Source organism: Halohasta sp. A2, assembly GCF_056175805.1.
In genome coordinates this window covers 1-19,196 of record NZ_JAQFWV010000060.1, presented here as the reverse complement: position 1 = coordinate 19,196, position 19,196 = coordinate 1, and the positions used below count along the sequence as shown (strand labels likewise).

The following is a 19,196-nucleotide window of genomic DNA, read 5'->3' as shown; positions in this document are numbered from 1 at the left end:
GTTGGAGCGTCGAATCTCAGCTGAAGTTTCGTCAAACCTGAGCAGATCCCGACAAGTTGCACCGACCTCGTCGATGTTTCTCCCCAGATCTCCTTGGCTCCAGTCTAAACCCCAGAAGTAGTGCTAGCCAGTTATTCTGAATCAGTGAGTACTGCTGTCACACAGCGAAGATCACGTGGATAGTTGACGTTGCAAGCGAGCCGAGCCACCTCCCAGACAACGCGACGATCGGCCCGAGAACCGACGACGTTCAGTCCTGTCGGCACGACTGCGTGGCCTTCGTGGTCGACGGTCGTCTCTACGCTCGCGCCGATGTCCTCGACGAGCGAGCGCGGCACACAGACCGCCAGCGACTCGCCGTCAGCGGTATCGATCGCGCGGTCGACATCCCGGCCCGCCAGAAGCGGAAGATCCGACGTGACCGTCAGAATAGGGGTTCCGACCCTCTCGAGTGCGGCCGATAGATCGGCGACGTAGCCCTCACCGGGCGTTTCGACGAGTCGGACGTCGCTGGTGTCGGCCAGCCAGTCGGCCGTCTCGGGCGTTGCTGGCGAGACCGCCGCGAAGATGGTCTCGACGCGACTCTCGCCGAGCGCCGACAGCACGTGGTCGACCATCGGCTGGCCGTCGATCTCGACGAGCGGTTTTTCGGTCTCGCCGATCGCCGGTCGGAGTCGTGTGCCGCGACCCCCGCACATCACCAGGGCGTTTAGTGTAGGGGGGCCGCTCACAGAAGAATCCATACCGACACCCCCAGATGGAGCGCGACAGCGCGAGCGAGTTCGTTCGTCGCCCCGATCACATCGCCGTTGACGCCGCCGAGCGCGGTGTGGCTCCATGTCAAGAGCACTGCGCCGACGAGTGGCCCAGTGGCAACCGCACCGATCAGCGCGGCCGACGCGCCGTTCGGTGCCAGCGCCACTGCCGGTACCGCCACCAGCAGCGCCGACGCGAAATCGGATCTATCGAGCTGACCGACGAGCTGTGAGCCCAACCCCTCGTGGGCCGGTCGACCGTAACAGACGACGAGCGCCATTCCGAGTTTCGCGCCGACCTCGGCGGCGATCACGAGCCGAAACGCGGTTCGCGAATCGATCCCAGCAAAGCTGAGTGCGCCGAGCGCGAGCACGATCAGCGTTACCCCCATCAGAAGCACCCCACCGACACCGGTTGCCGAATCCTTCAACACCTCGCGTCGACGCTCGCGGTCGCCGTGGACCCCGATTGCATCCCCGACATCGGCCAACCCATCGGCGTGCGTGATGCCGACAAGGGCGTACAGGCCGACGAGATACACCGCAACGACGGTCGGTGGCTGGACCGGCAGCAAGAACGCGAGGCCAGCAACCCCGCCAATGAGGTAGCCGATCAGCGGCATCGTGTACGGCTGTCGACCGAACGCCTCCCAGTCGTCAGCGTCGCCGCCCACCGGCAGCCGTGTCAGAAAGCCGAACGCGCCACGGACAGCCGATATCGGACTATACAAAGGCGATCACCGCCCACGCGAGTAGCACGAGCCACCCGGCACGCTCGACGATGCCGACGCCACGGTAGGCCTCGTCGACTGTCGGCAGGTCGGCCAGCGGAGCGAGCGTGTAGGTCTCGGGCTTTTCGAGCCGGACACCGAGCGCCGCCGCCAGCGTCGACATCGGCCAGCCGGCGTTCGGCGAGGCCGGAATCCGCGCCCAGCGTCGACCGGTGACAAGCGGGCTGACAGAACCGATGGTAGCTGCGAGACCGACCGCAGTCAGCCTGGCGGGAAGCCACATCACCAGGTCGTCGAGCCGTGCGCTGGCCCATCCCACCGGCTTCGACCGGTAGCCGACCATCGAGTCCATCGTGTTGACCGCCTTGACCCAGGCGGCGGCCGCCGTCGCAACCGGCAGCGCAGCCACCGGCTCGCCGAGCAGCGAGCCGCCGACCGAAACGAGCCCGAACGCCGACAACGGCGCGACAAAGCCATCCGAGAGGTTCTCAGCGGCGCTTTCGACGGCCGCACTTCGAACCAGGTCGCCCGAAAGCTCAGTTGCATCACGACCGGCGAGCGCTCGCAGCTTTTCACGCGCACGCGAAAGGTCGCGCTCCGAGAGTTCGATCACCTCGCGGCTGATCTCACAGAGCAGCCGAAGACTCGTCGACGAAAACAGGACGAAGGCGGCGACGCCGGCCGCGGCAACTGGATGAACGACGCCCGCCGCGGTGACCGCCAGCCACACCACGACGGCGGCCAACGATGATAATCCGAGCGCCGCCACCGTGCCCACGGCCCGTGGATACCGCCACGCACGGTCGACCGGGGCGACGAGTCGACCGAACCAGACGACCGGATGCAGCCGGGCCGGCGGCTCGCCGATCAGTCGGTCGGCCAGGCCCACGCTGAGCACGACCACGGCACTGGTCACCGACATTGTACACCTCTCATAGGTCTGTGGTGACCTCGTTGAGTCGGTCGGCGAGTTCGGTGAGCGGCGTTTCAGTCACGTCGACGAACGTTCCGCCACAGGCTTCGATGCCACCGTCGGTCGCGGGGCTGTCGCCGATGTGGACGAGTCGATCGACGTCGACGCCGAGTCCGTCGGCGATCGTTTCGAACGCCCGTTGGTCGGGTTTGCGCCAGCCACAGGCGACGCTGGTGACGATGTGGTCGAACGACTCACGAGAGAGTTCCGAGCGAATCAGGGTCCGGCCAACCAACTCGGAAACCGAACAGTTCGACAACAGCCCGACTGGGCCGTACTCGCGGGCCGCCTCGATTGCCGCACGGCTCCCAGGCCGGGTCTCGACAACCGGATCGAACGCCGAGACGACCGCGCGCCGGGGAGCGTTGTCCGTGGTCTCGACACCGCGGCTGGCAAGTGCGGCGCTGACGTGGGCCGCAAGCGGGATTTCGGCTCCCTCGGGAGCGTCGATGTGGGCCTCAGTGTAGGCCACATTCCAGTCGTCGGGCACCCTGACGCCGCGCTTGCGGAGTTCGACGGCGACCGCACGACCCGGATCAGCGGGTAGCTCACAGTCGACGAGCGTCCCGAACAGATCAAAGGAGATCGCAGTTTCAGGGCTCACTGTCTGTCGATACGATACTAACGGCTTGAAAACACCGGTCGACGCTGTACCGGTCGCAAACGAATCTCCAACCGAAATTACGCGAGTCGGGCGAACGCGAGCGTGCCGCTGACGTTGTTGATATAGATCTCGACGACATCGCCCTCTTGGGCACCGGGGACGAAAATGGTGTACTTGCCGCGTTCGGCGACACCGTCGCCCTTGCGGCCGGTTCCGGTGATCTCGACTTCGTAGGTTTTTCCCTCTTCGATATCCGGCGTGCTGGTTTGTTGGCTGGTGCGGCGGCGCTTGGCGACCGGTCGGAACGCCCCACAGGCCTCGCACCGAAGCATCTGGGTTCGGTTTTCAGTCACGAGTCGGGTGTCGGGAAGGCCACACTCTGAGCAGGTGACGTACTCGGCGATATACGACTCCACGGCGGCGTCCATCTCGGCGGGCGAGAACGTCCCGTTGTATCGTGCGCGACCGTCTTCGTACTGACCTGCTGTCCCCAGCTCACGCTGGATCGAACTGTGGAGATGTTCGGGGTCGCGATCCAGTGCGTCGGCGATCGCCGAGAGGTTGGTAAATCGCGTGAACGCACCGTCTTTCTGCACCTTGGCGTCCGGCACATCGAGCCGCTCGTCGGAGCCGCCGAGATCCGGCAGTTCGTCGATAGCCCGATCTAAGTTCGATTCGTAGTCCATACGGTCACGTCGGGAGCCGGGGGTAAATGGCTTGCCAACTCCCCCTCGCTGCGGATTCGGCGACACGAGTTCGCGGTCTGCTACTGCTGCGTCGACGGTGGCGGTCTCTCACAAGGGCGGTCGACTGGCTGTGTTGTCGGATTTAGATACACATTGCAGCGCGGCAGGTATATAAACAAATCAGCCCTCCCTGAATTGAACTCGTCGAGACCGTCGGGGCGTGTGGCTCGCTCCGCTCGCCGTTCGTGGCTGTGACTCGTCTGCAATTCAGGTCTGGAGACATTTCTCACTGTATACTCCGTGCAGGAGAATGCTCGCGGCTGCGCCGTCTGCTCACGGGTGCGAAGCAGCCGTTCGCATCGTCCGAGGAAATCTGTGAGTCCCTCGCTACTCATTTTTCGAGATTCTCACTACGTTCAAATCTCACAGTCCGCCCTCCCCGAATTGAACGGGGGACAAGTCGATCTACAGTCGACTGCTCTACCAGGCTGAGCTAAGGGCGGTCACTGACGTCTATCCCACTGCCGCCATTAAGGGTTACTGTTCGCTCACGAAACGAAGCCGTCTGAGGGTTCCCATAGAGCGATCAGGGCTCGCCGTTTGCCGGTTCTTCGAGCAGCCCGTCGACGAGTCGCATGAACCGGTCGACCAGTCGGTCGGCGACCGACGGTTCGACCAACCGAAGCATCCGGGCCGTCTCCTCGGGGTATAACAGAACGAGCGTGACGTGGTTTCGAGCGTCGCGCTTCTTTTCGACGAGGTCCTGTTCGACGAGGTGGTCGAGATGCCATTCGAGCGTACTGCGCCCGATGTCGACCTCGTCGACGACTGCATTTGGCGCACTTGGGCCGTTGGCCATGAGATGTATGAGGATGTCCCGTGCGGTTTCCCGCCGGAGCACGGCCAACGCTCCCCGTTCCCAGGTTCGATACTCGGGCGTGTAGTAATGTGTTCGCCCGTACAGCGACTCTTCGACGACATCGTTCGAGCGTTTGAGTTGCCTAAGATGGTACTGGACCTGCCCCGGTGCAAGCTCAAGCGTCCGAGTGAGTTCGTTGAAATGGATTCCGGGGATCTGACGAACCTGCTGTGCGATTCGATTTCGTGTTCCAGTCATTGTGTAGTATCCCCAGCGACAGAGCGAACGCACCGATTCAGCACTACAGATTACTTGGCGCAGTAGCTTCTATATGTCACGGTCCGCCGGTCGGGTTCGTTGACTGAACCAAAACTGATGAGTCGATGTAGCTACTGCGAACAGATACCCGAAAAACCGTGGCTCTTCGCAGATAAATCACATGCCGTCACTATCGTCACATTCCGTTGCGGTTCTTTTCGCCCTCCACTTCGGAGGCTCACTGTCCGACAATCTGCTTATCGTCGCTCTCGGTGTTGGAATGGTGTTGTCGATACTCGTCGCAGTGCTCTCGTTCGTGGCATTCGTCAAGCGTCGGTCGACGTCGTATCTCCTCATCACGGTCGCCTTTTCGACGTTTCTCGCGAAAACGGCGTTGGGACTCATCTATCTGACCAGCGGTATGGATAGCAGTCTGCACCACTCGTTCGAGCACTCACTCGACGTTGTGATGATGGGGCTCGTACTGGCTGCGATCTACTACGCCCGATCCACCGAAGGACGGTCGCTCGACTCCAACTGACCGACGCAATGGGCTCTTGTCGGTCGACAGGGCGGGTAGCTGACCGACATCTTCGAAACTACGTTCTTTGAAAACTGTGGATAATGGTGTCGGACAACACTAAATACTGAATAAACCGTTAGATATACGCCGTATAACTCGCTATTTCTATTCCATTGAGGTAGTTTTGTTGAGCAACACGAATCGTAAGACATCTATCTATGAGTGTGCTCTCGATTAGGAATCAACCCCAACGGAATCTACATCACAACGCAGTATGGAGCCGACAACACTCAGCGCTCGAACTCGATCCGCAAAAACCGCTCATCTGCGGCTAAGGAGGTAGGTTTCGGCGTGAACGGTCGTGACTGACGATTCGATGTACGTTGTCGACAACGCCATCGAGCAAGAAGCGATATTTTTGAATACGGTAGAAAACAAGGCACAAGAGACCCTCTCCCTGCGTAATACGTTTCTCGTCTTACACCCGCGGTAGTTTTATATACATTCAGCATAACGGTAAAGTTGCGTAAGACAATCGTCTTACAGCGTCAGTCAGTTGGGTGATCTGTCCCCCCTCCGTCATCTGGAAGGACACACCTGGCACTGTGCTGTCGACGGTCTTACCGGGGAATGTAAGCATGGAGCGTGTGACACTACGAATTCCAAAGCAGCAGATCGAGGAAGTCGAGGAAATGGTCAACACTGGCCAATTTCCCAACCGGAGCGAAGCGATCCGGTCGGCTGTCCGCGATATGCTCAATGAACACGACGAGGCCGAACCGCGACGATCGAACAGCGACCGAAATTGGGCGAAAGTATAACCATGCAGGATATCGTCCAAGAAGCACTCGAAAACGCCGAGGCTGAACAGCGGAGCATGGATGCCGCGCTCGACGACGACGACGAGTTCGGCGATCCACGGATCGTTATCGTTGGCTGTGGTGGAGCAGGCAACAACACGATCAACCGACTGTACAACATCGGCGTCGACGGTGCCGACACGATCGCGATCAACACGGACAAACAGCACCTGAAGATGATCGAGGCAGACACCAAGATCCTCGTCGGCAAATCACTGACCGCAGGACTCGGTGCCGGTGGCGACCCCGAAATGGGCGAACGCGCCACCGAAATGGCCCAAGGGACGATCAAAGAGGTCCTCGGTGAGGCGGACCTCGTGTTCGTCACCGCAGGGATGGGTGGCGGCACCGGTACTGGTGCCGCACCGGTCGTCTCGAAAATCGCCAAAGAGCAGGGTGCGATCGTCGTTGGGATGGTCTCGACGCCGTTCAACGTCGAGCGTGCACGCACGGTCAAGGCCGAAGAGGGGCTCGAACGGCTCCGAAACACGGCCGATTCGATCATTGTACTCGACAACAACCGACTGCTCGACTACGTGCCGAACCTGCCGATCGGCAAGGCCTTCTCGGTGATGGACCAGATCATCGCCGAAACGGTCAAAGGGATCTCGGAGACGATCACCCAGCCGTCGCTGATCAACCTCGACTACGCGGATATGTCGTCAATCATGAATCAGGGCGGCGTCGCGGTGATGCTCGTCGGCGAAACCCAGGACAAAAACAAGACCCAAGAGGTGGTCAACGAAGCGATGAATCATCCCCTCTTGGATGTCGACTACCGCGGTGCGTCGGGTGGACTAGTCCACATCACTGGCGGACCGGACCTCACACTCAAGGAGGCCGAAGGCATCGCCGACAACATCACCGAGCGCCTCGAAGCGAGCGCGAACGTGATCTGGGGCGCACGGATTCAGGACAACTACAAGGGCAAAGTCCGGGTGATGGCGATCATGACCGGCGTCCAGAGCGCGCAAGTGCTCGGCCCGACGGCCCAAAAACAGGCCGACAAATCACGCGCCAGCCTCGACCAGCAGGGTCAACCGCTCTCTGAGCCGACCGAGACGGCCTCGTGGCAGTCCGACGGTGGCCACGACGAGCCCGATCTCGAACGGTCCAACGGACTCGACGTTATCCGCTAACGTCGGTCCCGTTGGTGGTTCTCGCTATTTTAGCTGAACCTAGGTGCTAAGCCCCCTTCCTCAACGAGCGAACGGTGTCAGCCGTGAGCAAGTAGGGTAGGGTAGTTCACACGGCGTGTATTGATTCGATCAGTCGACACTTTCGACAGACGCGGCTCCCGGTTTTTGACCCACACTGCTCACACTCGTTGAGTTCACTTCGTTTGTCGCCGCGGTAGCGTTCGGCGGTCAGTTCGGCCAACTCCTCGTAGCCCGACATGATCGAGTGGCGGGTGCCGGGATGGTTCTCTTCGAGCTTCCACAGGAGTTTTTGAATCTCACCGCGGTAGGCCTCGCTGGCGTGGGGACACTCGGTGATGTGTGCGGGTAGGTCCTTGATGTGTGCGTAGAGTGCGACCTCTTTTTCCGGTACATCGCGAAGCGGTTTGGCTCGTGGAATGAAATCGGTTCCTTTGTTTCGATCCTCGAAACTCCCGAGGCTGGCGTCGAAATGCTTGGCGATCTGTTTGACATCTCCCTCCAACACGTTCATCAGGGCGGTTTGGGCCTCGTCGTCGAGGTTGTGTCCCGTCAGCAACTTGTCCGCGCCGAACTCGTCGGCGTATCCTTCGAGCAGGTCCCGGCGGAACACCCCGCAGTACGCACAGGGAGCCATATTCAACGGATCGTCTTCGGCCACGTCGTCCATCCGCACGTCGAACTCCTCTTCGTAGCTGACCATCTCGTGGCGCATATCGAGCTCCGCAGCGAGTTCGACACAGGCGTCGACGCTTGCATCCCGGTAGCCTTCGATCCCCTCGTGAATCGTCAGCGCCATCATCTCGACCCGTGGGTCCTTGCCGAACGTTTCGTCCAGAATGTGGGTCAACACGACGCTATCCTTCCCCCCTGAGAGACCGATGACCCACTTTTCGGGGTTTTCGGGCGTGCTTTCGGGCGACAGCAGGGCGTCCTCGCGGATGCGTCGACGGACACGCTTGTCGACCGACAGACACAGATGGGTTTCACACAGGTGCGCGCCCGAATACGCTGCCTGCATAACCGCCTCGTGGTCGCACTTGTCGCACTTCATTGGCGATTGCTTGCTGGCCAGCGGGGATACCGGTTTCGTCTCCGAAACCCAATCAAGCGGAATTGATATAGCGATATTTGCTTTATTGTGTGTTCTCACCGCTCCGTGGTCGAATCCGTCGACAGCGACTCGCAAGGCCCGTTCGCTGTCGATTAGCCAGGATTTCCGGTCGAAAGCCGTTTGCCTGGTGCGCACGGACAACGTAGCAATGACAGATGGAACTCTTGACAGGGACGCCGCCCTCGATCGCGTCGAGCAACTGATCGAGACGGTCGACACAGAGCCGATGGCAGTTCCGATCCGCGAACTCTGGGTGTACGGCGATGTGGCGCTTGGTCTCGACCCGATCGATCGACTCGATATCTACGTTAAAAAAGACATCCGGCTCCGCGGTGACAGCGAGGCCGCCGAGACCTACTACGAAAGCCACGGGATCAAGGGTGTCGGCCAGAGCGTCTCCGCTGAATGGGCCGAGAAATATCCCGAACACGTTCGGGCCAACGACAACGGTCACGCTGCTCCCGAGAAGTGTCTCGCGGCCCACTTGCTGGGCGAAAGCGAGCCCGTCCATCTCGAAGTGTGTAATGCGAGTTTCGACGAGAACGTTACCCAGCGACTCCGCGGCGCGCTCGCCCGCGAGGCCTACGAGCAGATTCTCGACCCGCGCGGCGTCTGCCTGTGGGTCGACGGCCAGCGCGATACGGATCTCCTCGACAAACTCCGGGGCGGCGAGCTCCCGTTTCCAACGCTTGCGGGCGCGCTCGAAATGATGGGCGTCGACGAGGAAACAGCCGCCGAAGCTGCCGAGGCAGTCGGTCGCTACCGCGCTGAACAGACCGGCTCGACTGTGCGCGGTGATGTTGTATAAACGGCGGAGACGACAGTCGATTTTCCCCTCATAAATCCCATACTGCGATATTAAATGTGGCCAGCAGTGCTTTGGGGCTGCCCGTCGCCAATGACGTATGACTTCCACCGACGAACTGGCGAGTTTCATTCGTGGAGTCTCGTACGACGAGTTCTCCGAAGAGACGGTCGAAGAACTCAAAAAGCGCGTTCTCGACTCTGCGGGAATCGCAATCGGCGCGATGGGCGCACCACCGGTCGACGCGGTTGGCGAGACTGTGACAGAGTTCGGGACTGAAGGGCCGTGTCGACTCTGGGGGCGCGGCGAGTCGGTTCCTCCGAATCAGGCAGCGATGTATAACACTGCACTGACTCGGTATCTCGACTACATGGACTCGTTTCTCGCCCCCGGCGAGACGCCCCATCCGAGCGACACAATCGCGAGTGCAGTGGCGTGCGGCGAGGTAGTCGACGCCTCGGGCCACGAGTTGATTGAGGCCATCGGCGTCACCTACGAAGTACAGGGCGAGTTGGCGTGGAACGCCCCAGTACGGGACAAGGGGTGGGATCACGTCACCCACACCGTCATCGCCGCCGCGGCCGGAGCAGCGAAGATCCTCGACCTCTCTCACGACGAGATCCGGAACGCGCTCGGAATCGCGGGAACTGCCCACAATGCGTTGCGTGTGACTCGAACCGGAGGGATTAACGAGTGGAAGGGGCTGGCGAGCGCGAACGCCGCCCGGAACGCGGTCTATTCGTGCTTCCTCGCGCGCAACGGTGTCGAGGGACCAACGGATCTCTTCGAGGGGCAAAAAGGCTGGAAGGACACGATTTCAGGTGAGTTCGCGGTCGACCTCGATCCTAGCTGTGAGCGCGTGTTCGATACCATGACCAAACGCTACGTGGCCGAGACCTACGCTCAGTCAGCCGTCGAAGGTGTGATCGAACTCGCTGCGGACCACGATCTCGATCCCGACGAGGTGGCGTCGATCCACCTCGATACCTTCGCGGGCGCAAAGCTCATCATCGGTGGTGGCGAGGGCTCACGCTACGAGGTCAAGACCAAGGCCCAGGCTGACCACTCGCTGCCGTACATGTTGGCGGTCGCGCTCATCGACCGCGAACTCACGAACGCGGCCTACGAGCCCGAGCGGATCAACCGCGAGGACGTACAGAACCTGCTTCGGACGGTCACGGTCGACGAGGACTCGGCGTTCACCGACCGATTCGAAGCTGGCGAGATGCCCGCCCGCATCGAGATTGAACTCAACGACGAGACTGCCCATACTATCGAAAAGAGCGCCTTCCGAGGCCACCCGACCGATCCGATGGATTGGGAAGACGTCGAGGCGAAGTTCCACGAGATGGCACGCAATCGGTTCGACGACACCCATCGGTACGGCTTCGTCGACACCGTCCGCACGCTCGAACAGTACGACGTGGCCGACTTCACCGAACTATTCGACTAACCCTCGCATGGAGTTCCTCCTCGACCCATCGACCGTCGATCAGCCGATAGACGATGGGCTCGCGACCACCGGTAGCTGGAGAGTAGCTGGGAACTACCGCTAAGTGATGCTCGACCGTCAAGAGAGCCATGGTCGACCGCACCTTCGAGTTCCTCCACCAGAACCACCGCCCCGAAAAGCCACGTGACACGGGCATTACGGAGATGCGTGGGCCCTACTACGATCCAATGGGTCCCCGCGAGCTTCGGGACATCTTCGAGACGATGGGCCAGTACGTCGACATCTACAGAGAAAGCAAGGCGAGTGCCTCGGGGCTTGACCCCGAGGGTGAAGCCGACACTTAGACGTGTTCTGTTCGTTCGATGTACCGTTCAATCGTCTCTGTTGAGACGGTTCCCGCAGTCCCGATAAAGTACGAACGTTCCCAGAACCCACCGCCCCACAGATACTTCTCCAAGAAAGACTCGTGTTGTTCCCAAATCTTCCGGGCCGTGACGCTTTTGACCGTCCGAACAATCTTGCTCGGTGCGTGCTTCGGGTGAGTGGAGAGGAACAGATGCATGTGGTCTGGTGAGATGTGCAACGACAGTATTTCGTAGCCGTACTCGTCGCATACGTCGCGGAAACTCGCTTCCAACGAGTCCTCGATTGGTTCGAGTATCGAGTGACGATACTTTGGACACCACACGAAGTGGTAGTTGACGTTGTACACCGTGAGATTCGACCGCTTCTCGCCCATATCAAGCCCACACCACCAACACAGTTAAGTATATCCAATGGATATACTCAGATATGGTGAATCGCTTTGAAATCGACGGCGAAGAAGTTCTCAACGGCGAAGTCAAACCGTTCGGGAACAGTGCCCACGTCACCGTCCCCAAACGCTGGCGTGGCGCGGACGTGAAGGTTGTCCGTATCTCAGAACCCACCAAACAGGACGAAGAATGACCGACACACAGGCTCTCGTCAAGACGCTGGACTTCCAACTCAACATCCAGAGTGACAACGAGGGCCTGCTGTACGAGGCCACGCTCGAAGCCCGCTCGGTGTACAACGAGACCATCCACCTCGCCAAAGAGGGCGCAGACTGGAACTCGATTTCGCCCCGCCTCGAAGACGACGCCGCTCTCGTGAAGAACACGACCCAGCGCATCGTCGCCAAGGCACTCGGGGCGATGGAGAACTACTACGAGTACGACGACTTCGGCAGACCCAGCCACACAAAGGATGGCACATACCCGCTTCGAGCAAACTTCACGGAGGGATACAATCTCTCGCTCACCGATGAAGGCGATGTGGTGTTCCGAATCAGCGCAAAACCGTATAACCACGTCAAGGGCGTCCTTGACGGAAGTGATACCCACCTCGACCTCCTCAAAATCGCGCTCAAGAGCGGCGAGTGGAAGGTCACAACGTCCGAGACGCTGTGGTGTGACGGTGAGCCGGAACTCCACGTCAATATCCGCAATACCGAACGCACCGTCCGTGACAAGCAGGACTCACAGACGGTCGTCGGCGTGGACGTGAACGAGGATAACGTGGCGCTCACCGCACTCTCCGAGGATTGCGTCGAAGACACAGTGGTTATCGACTTCCCCGAAATCAAGTTCGAGCGTCACCGCTACTTCACGATGCGAAAGCGCGTGCAGAACGCGGGGAAGGACAGCATCCACGACGCACTCGAAGGGCGTGAGGAACGGTTCGTCCGCGACCGCCTTCACAAGGTGAGCCGTCACATCGTGGAGTGGAGCTGTCAGTTCGAGAAGTCGTGCATCGTCTTTGAAGACCTCAAAGAGATGCGCGACAGTATTGACTACGGCACCCGGATGAACCGACGCTTGCACCACCTCCCGTTCCGCGCTCTGCAATACTACACGTCGTACAAGGCTTCGTTCGAGGGCATTCCGACAGGATGGATTGCTCCCGAGTACACGAGTCAACGGTGCCCGATGTGTGGACATACAGAGCGAGCGAACCGCAACAAGAAGCGGTTCAAGTGCAAGGATTGTGAGCATCAAGACCACAGCGACCGTGGTGCGAGCGTCAACATCGCCGTGAAAGGTATCAGGAAGCATCAGAATTGGAATGTGCCTGCTCTCAACAGTCTTCCCGTTGTTCGGAAGGTGCGACGGCAGGCATCGGGGGCCGTGGACGCCCCGACCGCAACCCATTCGTCCGATCGAGACGACCGTGACCCATCTCGGGGTGTGGAGTCGAGGACTGTGGGAGTGTCAGACTAAACTGCGGGAAGACAGAAGCCTCGGGGCTTGACCCCGAGGCGGTTCACAAGTTCTCGGGTGGCTCGTTCGCGCTGATGCCCGAGTCGGCGGTCCGCGAACTCATCGACATCTGTCACGAGTACGACGTCTCGGTCTCTACGGGCGGCTTCATCGAGAACGTCCTCGTCCGAGATCACGACAAGGTAGAACAGTACGTCGCCGAGGCAGGCGAGTTGGGCTTCGACATCGTTGAGGTCTCCAGCGGGTTTCTGGCGACCGGCACCGAGGATATGGTCGCACTGACCGAACTCGTCGCCGACCACGACCTGAAGCCGAAACCCGAGATCAACGTCCAGTTCGGCGCGGGCGGCGCTTCGAGCGTCGAAGAACTCGAAAGCGAGCCCGAGATCGACCCCGGCAGTGCGATCCGGGAAGCAAAACGGCATCTCGACGCTGGCGCGTACAAGATCATGGTCGAATCCGAGGGGATCACCGAGCAGGTCCGCGACTGGCGGACCGACGTCGCCTTCGCCATCGCCAACGAGGTCGGCATCGAAAACTGCGTCTTCGAGGCCGCCGATCCCGAGGTCTTCGAGTGGTACATCAAGAACTTTGGACCGAACGTTAATCTGTTCGTCGACAACTCCCAGATTGTCGAACTCGAATGCATGCGCTCGGGGCTGTGGGGCAAAAAGAGCAGCTGGGGTCGGACGGTGACCTACACGCGCGAGTGACGGTCTGAATCTCTCTGTCAACAGATTTGTTACTAACCTGTCCCGATAGTTGGTATGATCTCCTCGACGGTTACGGTGGCCGGAATCGGTGTAACGCTCGTTTTGTTGTTGTTCAGCGCCTTCTTTTCGAGTTCGGAGATCGCGATTTTCTCGTTGTCGACCGAGCAGATAGACAAGTTGGCGGCCACCGACGAGGCCGACGGTCGACTCCTCCAGGAGTTACGTGACGACCCACACCGACTACTCGTGACGCTGTTGGTCGGCAACAACATCGTCAACATCGCCATTTCGAGCATCATCACGGTGCTCGTCGTCAGCTACGTGCCCGCTGGGACAGCGGTCGTCGTCACGACGCTGGTGACGAGTCTCGTGATCCTCATCTGCGGCGAGATCGTCCCCAAGGCCTTTGGCCTCGGCAATGCCGAAACGTGGTCGTTGCGGGTCGTCGGCCCCGTCCGACTCGTCGAGCGGGCGCTCTCGCCAGTCATCACGGTTCTCGATGTGATTACGGGCCGTTTCAACGAGTGGTTGAGCGCCGACTCCGAGATCGAAAAACCGTACGTCGACTAGTCTACCGAGGCGTAATCCGCATCTCGATAGGGTCGAGTGGTTGGGTGGTGATGCTAACCGAGAGGTTGATGTCGGGATCCGAGACCAGATCGAGCCGGTACTGTTGGGCGAGCGCCGCGAGGATAAGTTTTCCTTCGACCATGGCGAACTGCTGGCCGATACAGCGCCGTGGTCCGCCGCCGAACGGGAAGTAGGCGAACGCCGGTCGGTCGCTACCGCCAGCGAACCGCTCGGGGCGGAACTCCTCGGGATCATCCCAGAACCGCTCGTCGCGATGAATCACCCACTGTGAGGGCACGACCATCGACCCGGCCGGGACGTGGTAGCCGTCGAGAGTCACGTCCTCGGTCGGCTCCCGCGGGATCTGCGGCACTGGGGGATACAGCCGCATTGCCTCTTTGAGCACCTGTTCGGTATATTCGAGTTTTGGGAGGTCCTCGAACGTCGGTTGGCGGCCGTCGAGCACCTCGTCGAGTTCTACAGCGAGTCGCCGGTCGACCTCGGGATGCTGGGCGAGCAGGAACCACGTGAACGTCAGCGCGGTCGCGGTCGTATCGTGGCCCGCAAACAGGAACGTCATCAGTTCGTCGCGGACGAGTTTCTCGGACATCGTCTCGCCGTCGTCGTCGGTGCCGCCAAGCACCATCGACAGCAGGTCGTCGTGGGCGTCGACCTCACCCCTGCGGGCCTCGATGAACGTCTCGATGATCGACTCCATTTCCGCGATCCCCTCGCTGTAGCGCCGCCACATCGGGATCGGCACCCACTCGGGAACCATCCGGGCGATGGGCTGGTTGGCTGGCTCGCCTGGCTCCTGTAACTGTTTGATCGTCGCTCGGATTCCCCGCTCCTCGTAGTCGATCTCAGTGCCGAAGATCGCTTTGATCAGGATCCGGAGCGTGAGCGCCTTCATTTCGTCCTCGATGTCGACGGTCGGCTCGCCCTCCCAGTCGGCGGCCGCCTGTCCGATCTCGTCGACCATTGTGTCGGTGTACTGTTTGATGCGGCCCATGTAGAACGCGGGTTCGATCCGCTGGCGCTGACGTTCCCACAGCTCGCCCTCGCTAAGGATGAGCCCGTTTCCGAGCAGGCTCCCGAGGTCGTCTTTGCTCTGGGTCGCTTTTTTGAATCGGCCGTGGTCATCGACGAGAATCCGCTCGGCGAGATCGGGGCTGCTCACCAGATAGAAATCACCTATGCCGAGCAGTTGGAGTTTGACAAGATCGCCACCTTTGGCGGCATCCTCGTACAGCCCACCCTGCTCAGAAACGAGTTGATGGGTGTTTCCGATCACCGGTAGCCCGTCGTGTGTCGGCGGCTCCCGCTCGTACGCCGGTGGAGCCTGCGACTCGGATTGCTCAGCCATATGTAAGACTTTCTGAGCAACTAAAAAATATGTTTGCCATGATTACCCCGTTCGGTCGACCCGCCCAACCGTTACGTCGAATGGGACGTGTTCGACGCGCTCGTAGTCACCCGCCTGCATCGCCTCGATGACGCTACGGCCCATCTCGCGCCACTCGCGGCGCAGATCGTCGTAGGTCGACTCCCGGCCTTCCATCCCGCGGCGGAGTTCCGCCTCGTGGTCCGCGAGGCCCGCGCCGCTGGCCTTGCGGGCCGCATCCGTGAGCGCGGCCTCGCCGTACGGGGGTTCGGTTCGCTTTTCGTGACGGTAGCGGCGGGTCGACACCACGTCGAGTCCCGCCTCCGTGAACAGCCCCTCGGTTCGGTCGCCGAGGGCGACGTCCGTTTCGACGCCCCGGAGGTACGCTTGGCGTACACGCGTTTCGAGGTCGACCTCCTCGCTCACCGTGGAGTCGACGCTCACCGCTGCGTTGTTCGGCTCGACCGCAGCCACGAGATCCGACGAGACGCGAGTGAACTCACCGAGGGCGGCGGCCGGATCGGGGAGGTTTATAAGCAGTGCCTGACAGACCACGAGGTCGAAACTGTCATGTTTAAAAGGTAGGCGCAGTGCATCACCAGCAACGACTGGTACGTGCTCGCTGGCGACTGTTAACAGATCAGTGTCGGCGTCACAGCCGACGACCTCCGCAGCTGAGTCGGCGGCCAATACACGGGTAAGTTCGCCCGTGCCGCAGCCGACATCAAGGATGTGGGTCCGGCCCGAGAGATCGAGGTCGACGAGTGCTTCGCGGGAGTCGGCCCACATCCCCTCGCGGGTCTGTTCGAGATACTCGGCGGAAAACCGGCGCACGGCCGATCAGTTCTCGCGGAGCTCTTTGGTTTTGGCGATGTTCCACGAAAAGCCCTTGCCGTCTTCGGTCGGGGTTTCGAGTGCGAACGGGAGGTCCCTGAGGTCGGGGTGGTTGACGATGGCGCGCATGCCGTCTTCGCCGATGTACCCCTCGCCGATCAGGGCGTGTTCGTCCTTGTGGGTGCCGACGTCGTGTTTCGAGTCGTTGAGATGGATGTATTTCAGGTGTTCGAGGCCGACCACGTCGTCGAAGCGGCCGATGGTCTCGTCGACAGCTTCGGGCGTCGTGAGATCGTTGCCCGCGACGAGCGTGTGGGCAGTGTCGATACAGATGCCGATCTCCTCGTCCGTCCGGTCGATGATCCCTGCGAGGTGGTCGAACTCGCCGCCGAGTTTGGTGCCGCTACCGGCGTCAGATTCGATGAGCAGCTGGACGTCCTCTGGCACGTCGAGGTCAGCGATGACGCTCGCCGCGTTGTCGAGGCCGCCGTCGACGCCTGCGCCGGTGTGGGCCCCGAGGTGGACGTTAACGTAGGGGATTTTTAGCTTTTCAGCGGCATCGAGTTCGGCCTGAAGGCTGTCGAGGGATTTCTGTCGGAGGTCGTCTTTCGGCGTACAGAGGTTGACGAGGTAAGAGCCGTGGATCACCCATGGGCCTTCCAGTTTCTCGCTGGTGAGATCGCGGAATCCCTCGGCGGCCTCGTCACTAATTTCTGGCTGCTTCCAGACCTGCGGTGAGGTGGTGAAAATCTGGCCGCAGTTGCCGCCAAAGGCCATTTGACGGGGAACTGCATTGCGTATATCGCTGTACTCCGGGGTTTCGGTGTCCGATGAGACGCGCGAACCCGAGATCGAAACGTGTGCACCGACGTTCATATTGGCTGGTAGGTCGACGGGCCTCAAAGCGACTTCGATGATGGACTCCGAGGTCACAATACAGAAAGCGGTGGTGCGCAAAAAGCACAGCGTCCGGCGGTAGTGTCGACGGTATCGGTGTGCTACTCGTCGAGAACCCGTTTGCATCCCGACGCTATTATCAAACTATCTCTATGCCGGTTCGGATCGATCATTACTGTTTGTGAACTATCATGGCTACTCGATCACGCTCGGACATCGAATCGCACCTCCCGGAGTTACGAACGGAACTCCGAGGGGAGGTCCTCCGCCCCGACGATGAGCAGTACGACACCGTCCGTTCGGTCTGGAACGGAATGATCGACCGTCGACCCGCGGTGATCGTCCGGCCAACCGGCACGGCTGACGTCACTGCTGCGGTGAACTTCGCCCGCGAGTGTGACCTGGAACTCGCCGTCCACGGCGGCGGCCACAACGTCGCCGGCTACGCTGTCGCCGACGGTGGGCTCATGCTCGATCTGTCGGGAATGGACGGTGTGTTCGTCGACCGGGAGACCCGAACGGTCCGCGCGCAGGCCGGGGCGACGCTGGGCGACGTAGACCACGAAACCCAGCCGTATAGCCTCGCCGCGCCGCTCGGGGTCGTCTCGGAGACCGGAATCGCCGGATTAACGCTCAACGGTGGCTACGGCCACCTCTCACGGGAGTTCGGGCTGTCGGTCGACAATCTCGTCGAAGTCGAGATCGTGACTGCCGACGGTGTGGTTCGCACGGCGAACGACTGCCACCACGAGGACCTGTTTTGGGCCGTCCGGGGCGGTGGCGGCAACTTCGGCGTGGTCACCGCCTTCGAGTACGAACTCCACGACGTCGGCCCCGAGGTGTATCAGGTGTTCACCTGGTACCACGGTGACGAAACCGCCAGCCTGCTGGCCCGCTTCCGTGAGTGGATCGACTCGGCCCCACGGACCGCCGCGGTCCTTCCATTTACGGCCCACGTTCCCGAACTCGATGAGTTCCCCACCGAGTTGTGGGGCGAGCCCTCCATCGCCTTCTTCGGCTCCGTGCGGGGTGACATAGAGGAAGCCGAGGCAGTCGTAGCGCCGCTCGTCGAGGCCGCCGACCCGATCATGGACTTCAGTGAACCGACGCGGTACGAGGAGCTTCAGACGCTGCTCGACGAGGAGTACCCCGACGGCCTGCGCTACTACTGGAAATCGACCTACCTCACAGCACTCTCCGACGAGGTCATCGACCTCGTGATCCGGTTCAACAGGACTGCACCCTCGCCGCTTTCGACGGTCGACATCTGGTGGCTCGGCGGTGCGGTCGCTGAGGTGACACAGGATGCCACGGCCTTCTGGCATCGCGACAAGCCGTTCATGCTCACCTTCGAGGCCAACTGGGAGAATCCCGAAGACGACGAGGCCAACATCCAATGGGCCCGCGACGGGTTCGCGGCGTTCGAAGAGCTGTCGGTCACCGGCGGCCGGTACGGCAACTTCCCGGGGTTCGCCGAGGATCCTGCACAGCTGCTGTTCGGTGAGAACTACGACCGGCTGGTCGACGTGAAGCGAAAATACGACCCCGAGAACCTGTTTCACGTCAACCAGAACATCTCGCCGCGTGCAGCGGCGGACAGCTGACACAGACATCGGCGTGATGGCTAAGATGGTTCGCACACCAGTGCCAGTATCAGTTGATCACATCGGGAGCCTCCCTATCTCCTCCAATAGGTGCTGAATCTGTGTCTGCGGTGGCTGGCTAGCCTCCAGCAAGACGGTGGCTGGGAGTTCTACCGGCATCCAGTCGCTGTCGGCGG

20 protein-coding genes, 1 tRNA gene and 2 pseudogenes are annotated in these 19,196 nt (G+C 60.8%); 11 read left to right on the top strand and 12 right to left on the bottom strand.

Annotation, left to right across the window (positions count from 1 at the left end; translation table 11 throughout):
* Positions 1-131 precede the first annotated feature (131 nt).
* From O2S87_RS14325 to O2S87_RS14295, 7 genes are all read right to left on the bottom strand, one after another.
* Positions 132-743, bottom strand: a complete 612-nt coding sequence (locus O2S87_RS14325; RefSeq protein ID WP_475409464.1) for an NTP transferase domain-containing protein — start codon at positions 741-743, stop codon at positions 132-134.
* On the bottom strand, positions 728-1,486 hold the full coding sequence (gene cobS, locus O2S87_RS14320) for an adenosylcobinamide-GDP ribazoletransferase (protein WP_475409463.1): 759 nt from the start codon (positions 1,484-1,486) through the stop codon (positions 728-730). The genes O2S87_RS14325 and cobS overlap by 16 nt, the downstream gene beginning before the upstream one ends.
* On the bottom strand, positions 1,479-2,408 hold the full coding sequence (gene cbiB / locus O2S87_RS14315; RefSeq protein WP_475409462.1) for an adenosylcobinamide-phosphate synthase CbiB: 930 nt from the start codon (positions 2,406-2,408) through the stop codon (positions 1,479-1,481). The genes cobS and cbiB overlap by 8 nt, the downstream gene beginning before the upstream one ends.
* A 10-nt stretch (positions 2,409-2,418) precedes the next feature.
* Entirely contained in the window at positions 2,419-3,063 is a 645-nt protein-coding gene (locus O2S87_RS14310) for an HAD family hydrolase (protein WP_475409461.1), read from the bottom strand.
* A 77-nt stretch (positions 3,064-3,140) separates the two neighbouring features.
* Positions 3,141-3,749 (bottom strand): translation initiation factor IF-2 subunit beta, encoded by a 609-nt coding sequence (locus tag O2S87_RS14305; protein ID WP_475409460.1) that lies wholly within the window; start codon positions 3,747-3,749, stop codon positions 3,141-3,143.
* Between the two features lie 429 nt (positions 3,750-4,178).
* Positions 4,179-4,252, bottom strand: a tRNA-Tyr gene (locus O2S87_RS14300).
* 83 nt (positions 4,253-4,335) lie between these two features.
* Positions 4,336-4,866: a winged helix-turn-helix transcriptional regulator gene (locus O2S87_RS14295; protein WP_475409459.1), complete on the bottom strand. Its 531-nt coding sequence runs from the start codon at positions 4,864-4,866 to the stop codon at positions 4,336-4,338.
* A gap of 181 nt (positions 4,867-5,047) precedes the next feature.
* Between O2S87_RS14295 and O2S87_RS14290 the strand changes: the two genes are divergently transcribed.
* The 3 genes from O2S87_RS14290 to ftsZ all read left to right on the top strand — a co-directional run bounded on the left by O2S87_RS14290 (position 5,048) and on the right by ftsZ (position 7,388).
* On the top strand, positions 5,048-5,407 hold the full coding sequence (locus O2S87_RS14290) for a DUF7471 family protein (RefSeq protein ID WP_475409458.1): 360 nt from the start codon (positions 5,048-5,050) through the stop codon (positions 5,405-5,407).
* Between the two features lie 620 nt (positions 5,408-6,027).
* Positions 6,028-6,210, top strand: a complete 183-nt coding sequence (locus O2S87_RS14285; RefSeq protein ID WP_475409457.1) for a ribbon-helix-helix domain-containing protein — start codon at positions 6,028-6,030, stop codon at positions 6,208-6,210.
* Between the two features lie 2 nt (positions 6,211-6,212).
* Positions 6,213-7,388, top strand: coding sequence for a cell division protein FtsZ (gene ftsZ / locus O2S87_RS14280; RefSeq protein WP_475409456.1), 1,176 nt, complete (start codon positions 6,213-6,215; stop codon positions 7,386-7,388).
* 106 nt (positions 7,389-7,494) lie between these two features.
* Here ftsZ and ncsA read toward each other — a convergent pair whose 3' ends face one another.
* Complete coding sequence (ncsA, locus tag O2S87_RS14275) at positions 7,495-8,460, bottom strand: tRNA 2-thiolation protein NcsA (RefSeq protein WP_475409455.1); 966 nt, start codon at positions 8,458-8,460, stop codon at positions 7,495-7,497.
* Positions 8,461-8,668: 208 nt separating this feature from the next.
* Here ncsA and O2S87_RS14270 point away from each other — a divergent pair, with 208 nt between their 5' ends.
* The 3 genes and pseudogenes from O2S87_RS14270 to O2S87_RS14260 all read left to right on the top strand — a co-directional run.
* Entirely contained in the window at positions 8,669-9,328 is a 660-nt protein-coding gene (locus O2S87_RS14270; protein ID WP_475409454.1) for a DUF7095 family protein, read from the top strand.
* Between the two features lie 97 nt (positions 9,329-9,425).
* The gene (locus tag O2S87_RS14265; RefSeq protein WP_475409453.1) at positions 9,426-10,778 is read left to right on the top strand and encodes an MmgE/PrpD family protein; all 1,353 of its coding nucleotides are present in this window, start codon (positions 9,426-9,428) and stop codon (positions 10,776-10,778) included.
* A 128-nt stretch (positions 10,779-10,906) separates the two neighbouring features.
* Positions 10,907-11,083 (top strand): annotated as a pseudogene (locus O2S87_RS14260) (phosphosulfolactate synthase); the annotation flags it as partial.
* A 35-nt stretch (positions 11,084-11,118) separates the two neighbouring features.
* On the opposite strand, the gene tnpA reads toward O2S87_RS14260, so the two are convergent.
* The gene (tnpA, locus tag O2S87_RS14255; protein WP_475409452.1) at positions 11,119-11,517 is read right to left on the bottom strand and encodes an IS200/IS605 family transposase; all 399 of its coding nucleotides are present in this window, start codon (positions 11,515-11,517) and stop codon (positions 11,119-11,121) included.
* Between the two features lie 53 nt (positions 11,518-11,570).
* Here tnpA and O2S87_RS14250 point away from each other — a divergent pair, with 53 nt between their 5' ends.
* The 4 genes and pseudogenes from O2S87_RS14250 (at position 11,571) to O2S87_RS14235 (ending at position 14,301) form a co-directional block, all read left to right on the top strand.
* The gene (locus O2S87_RS14250) at positions 11,571-11,726 is read left to right on the top strand and encodes a DUF2080 family transposase-associated protein (RefSeq protein ID WP_475409451.1); all 156 of its coding nucleotides are present in this window, start codon (positions 11,571-11,573) and stop codon (positions 11,724-11,726) included.
* A complete protein-coding gene (locus tag O2S87_RS14245) occupies positions 11,723-13,018 on the top strand; it encodes an RNA-guided endonuclease InsQ/TnpB family protein (RefSeq protein ID WP_475409450.1) in 1,296 nt (431 codons plus the stop codon). Before O2S87_RS14250 ends, O2S87_RS14245 begins: the two co-directional genes overlap by 4 nt.
* A 41-nt stretch (positions 13,019-13,059) precedes the next feature.
* Positions 13,060-13,731, top strand: a pseudogene (locus O2S87_RS14240) (phosphosulfolactate synthase); the annotation flags it as partial.
* Positions 13,732-13,785: 54 nt separating this feature from the next.
* Positions 13,786-14,301, top strand: a complete 516-nt coding sequence (locus O2S87_RS14235; protein WP_475409449.1) for a DUF21 domain-containing protein — start codon at positions 13,786-13,788, stop codon at positions 14,299-14,301.
* A gap of 1 nt (position 14,302) precedes the next feature.
* Here O2S87_RS14235 and O2S87_RS14230 read toward each other — a convergent pair whose 3' ends face one another.
* From O2S87_RS14230 to O2S87_RS14220, 3 genes are read right to left on the bottom strand one after another with little or no spacing between them, the layout of a single operon-like run.
* On the bottom strand, positions 14,303-15,667 hold the full coding sequence (locus tag O2S87_RS14230; RefSeq protein WP_475409448.1) for a cytochrome P450: 1,365 nt from the start codon (positions 15,665-15,667) through the stop codon (positions 14,303-14,305).
* Between the two features lie 42 nt (positions 15,668-15,709).
* Positions 15,710-16,519, bottom strand: coding sequence for a class I SAM-dependent methyltransferase (locus tag O2S87_RS14225; protein ID WP_475409447.1), 810 nt, complete (start codon positions 16,517-16,519; stop codon positions 15,710-15,712).
* Between the two features lie 6 nt (positions 16,520-16,525).
* Positions 16,526-17,395 carry a deoxyribonuclease IV gene (locus O2S87_RS14220; RefSeq protein WP_475409446.1) on the bottom strand — a complete coding sequence of 290 codons (870 nt, stop codon included), beginning with the start codon at positions 17,393-17,395 and terminating at the stop codon, positions 16,526-16,528.
* A gap of 212 nt (positions 17,396-17,607) precedes the next feature.
* Between O2S87_RS14220 and O2S87_RS14215 the strand changes: the two genes are divergently transcribed.
* The gene (locus O2S87_RS14215) at positions 17,608-19,020 is read left to right on the top strand and encodes an FAD-binding oxidoreductase (protein ID WP_475409445.1); all 1,413 of its coding nucleotides are present in this window, start codon (positions 17,608-17,610) and stop codon (positions 19,018-19,020) included.
* Positions 19,021-19,196: the final 176 nt, after the last annotated feature.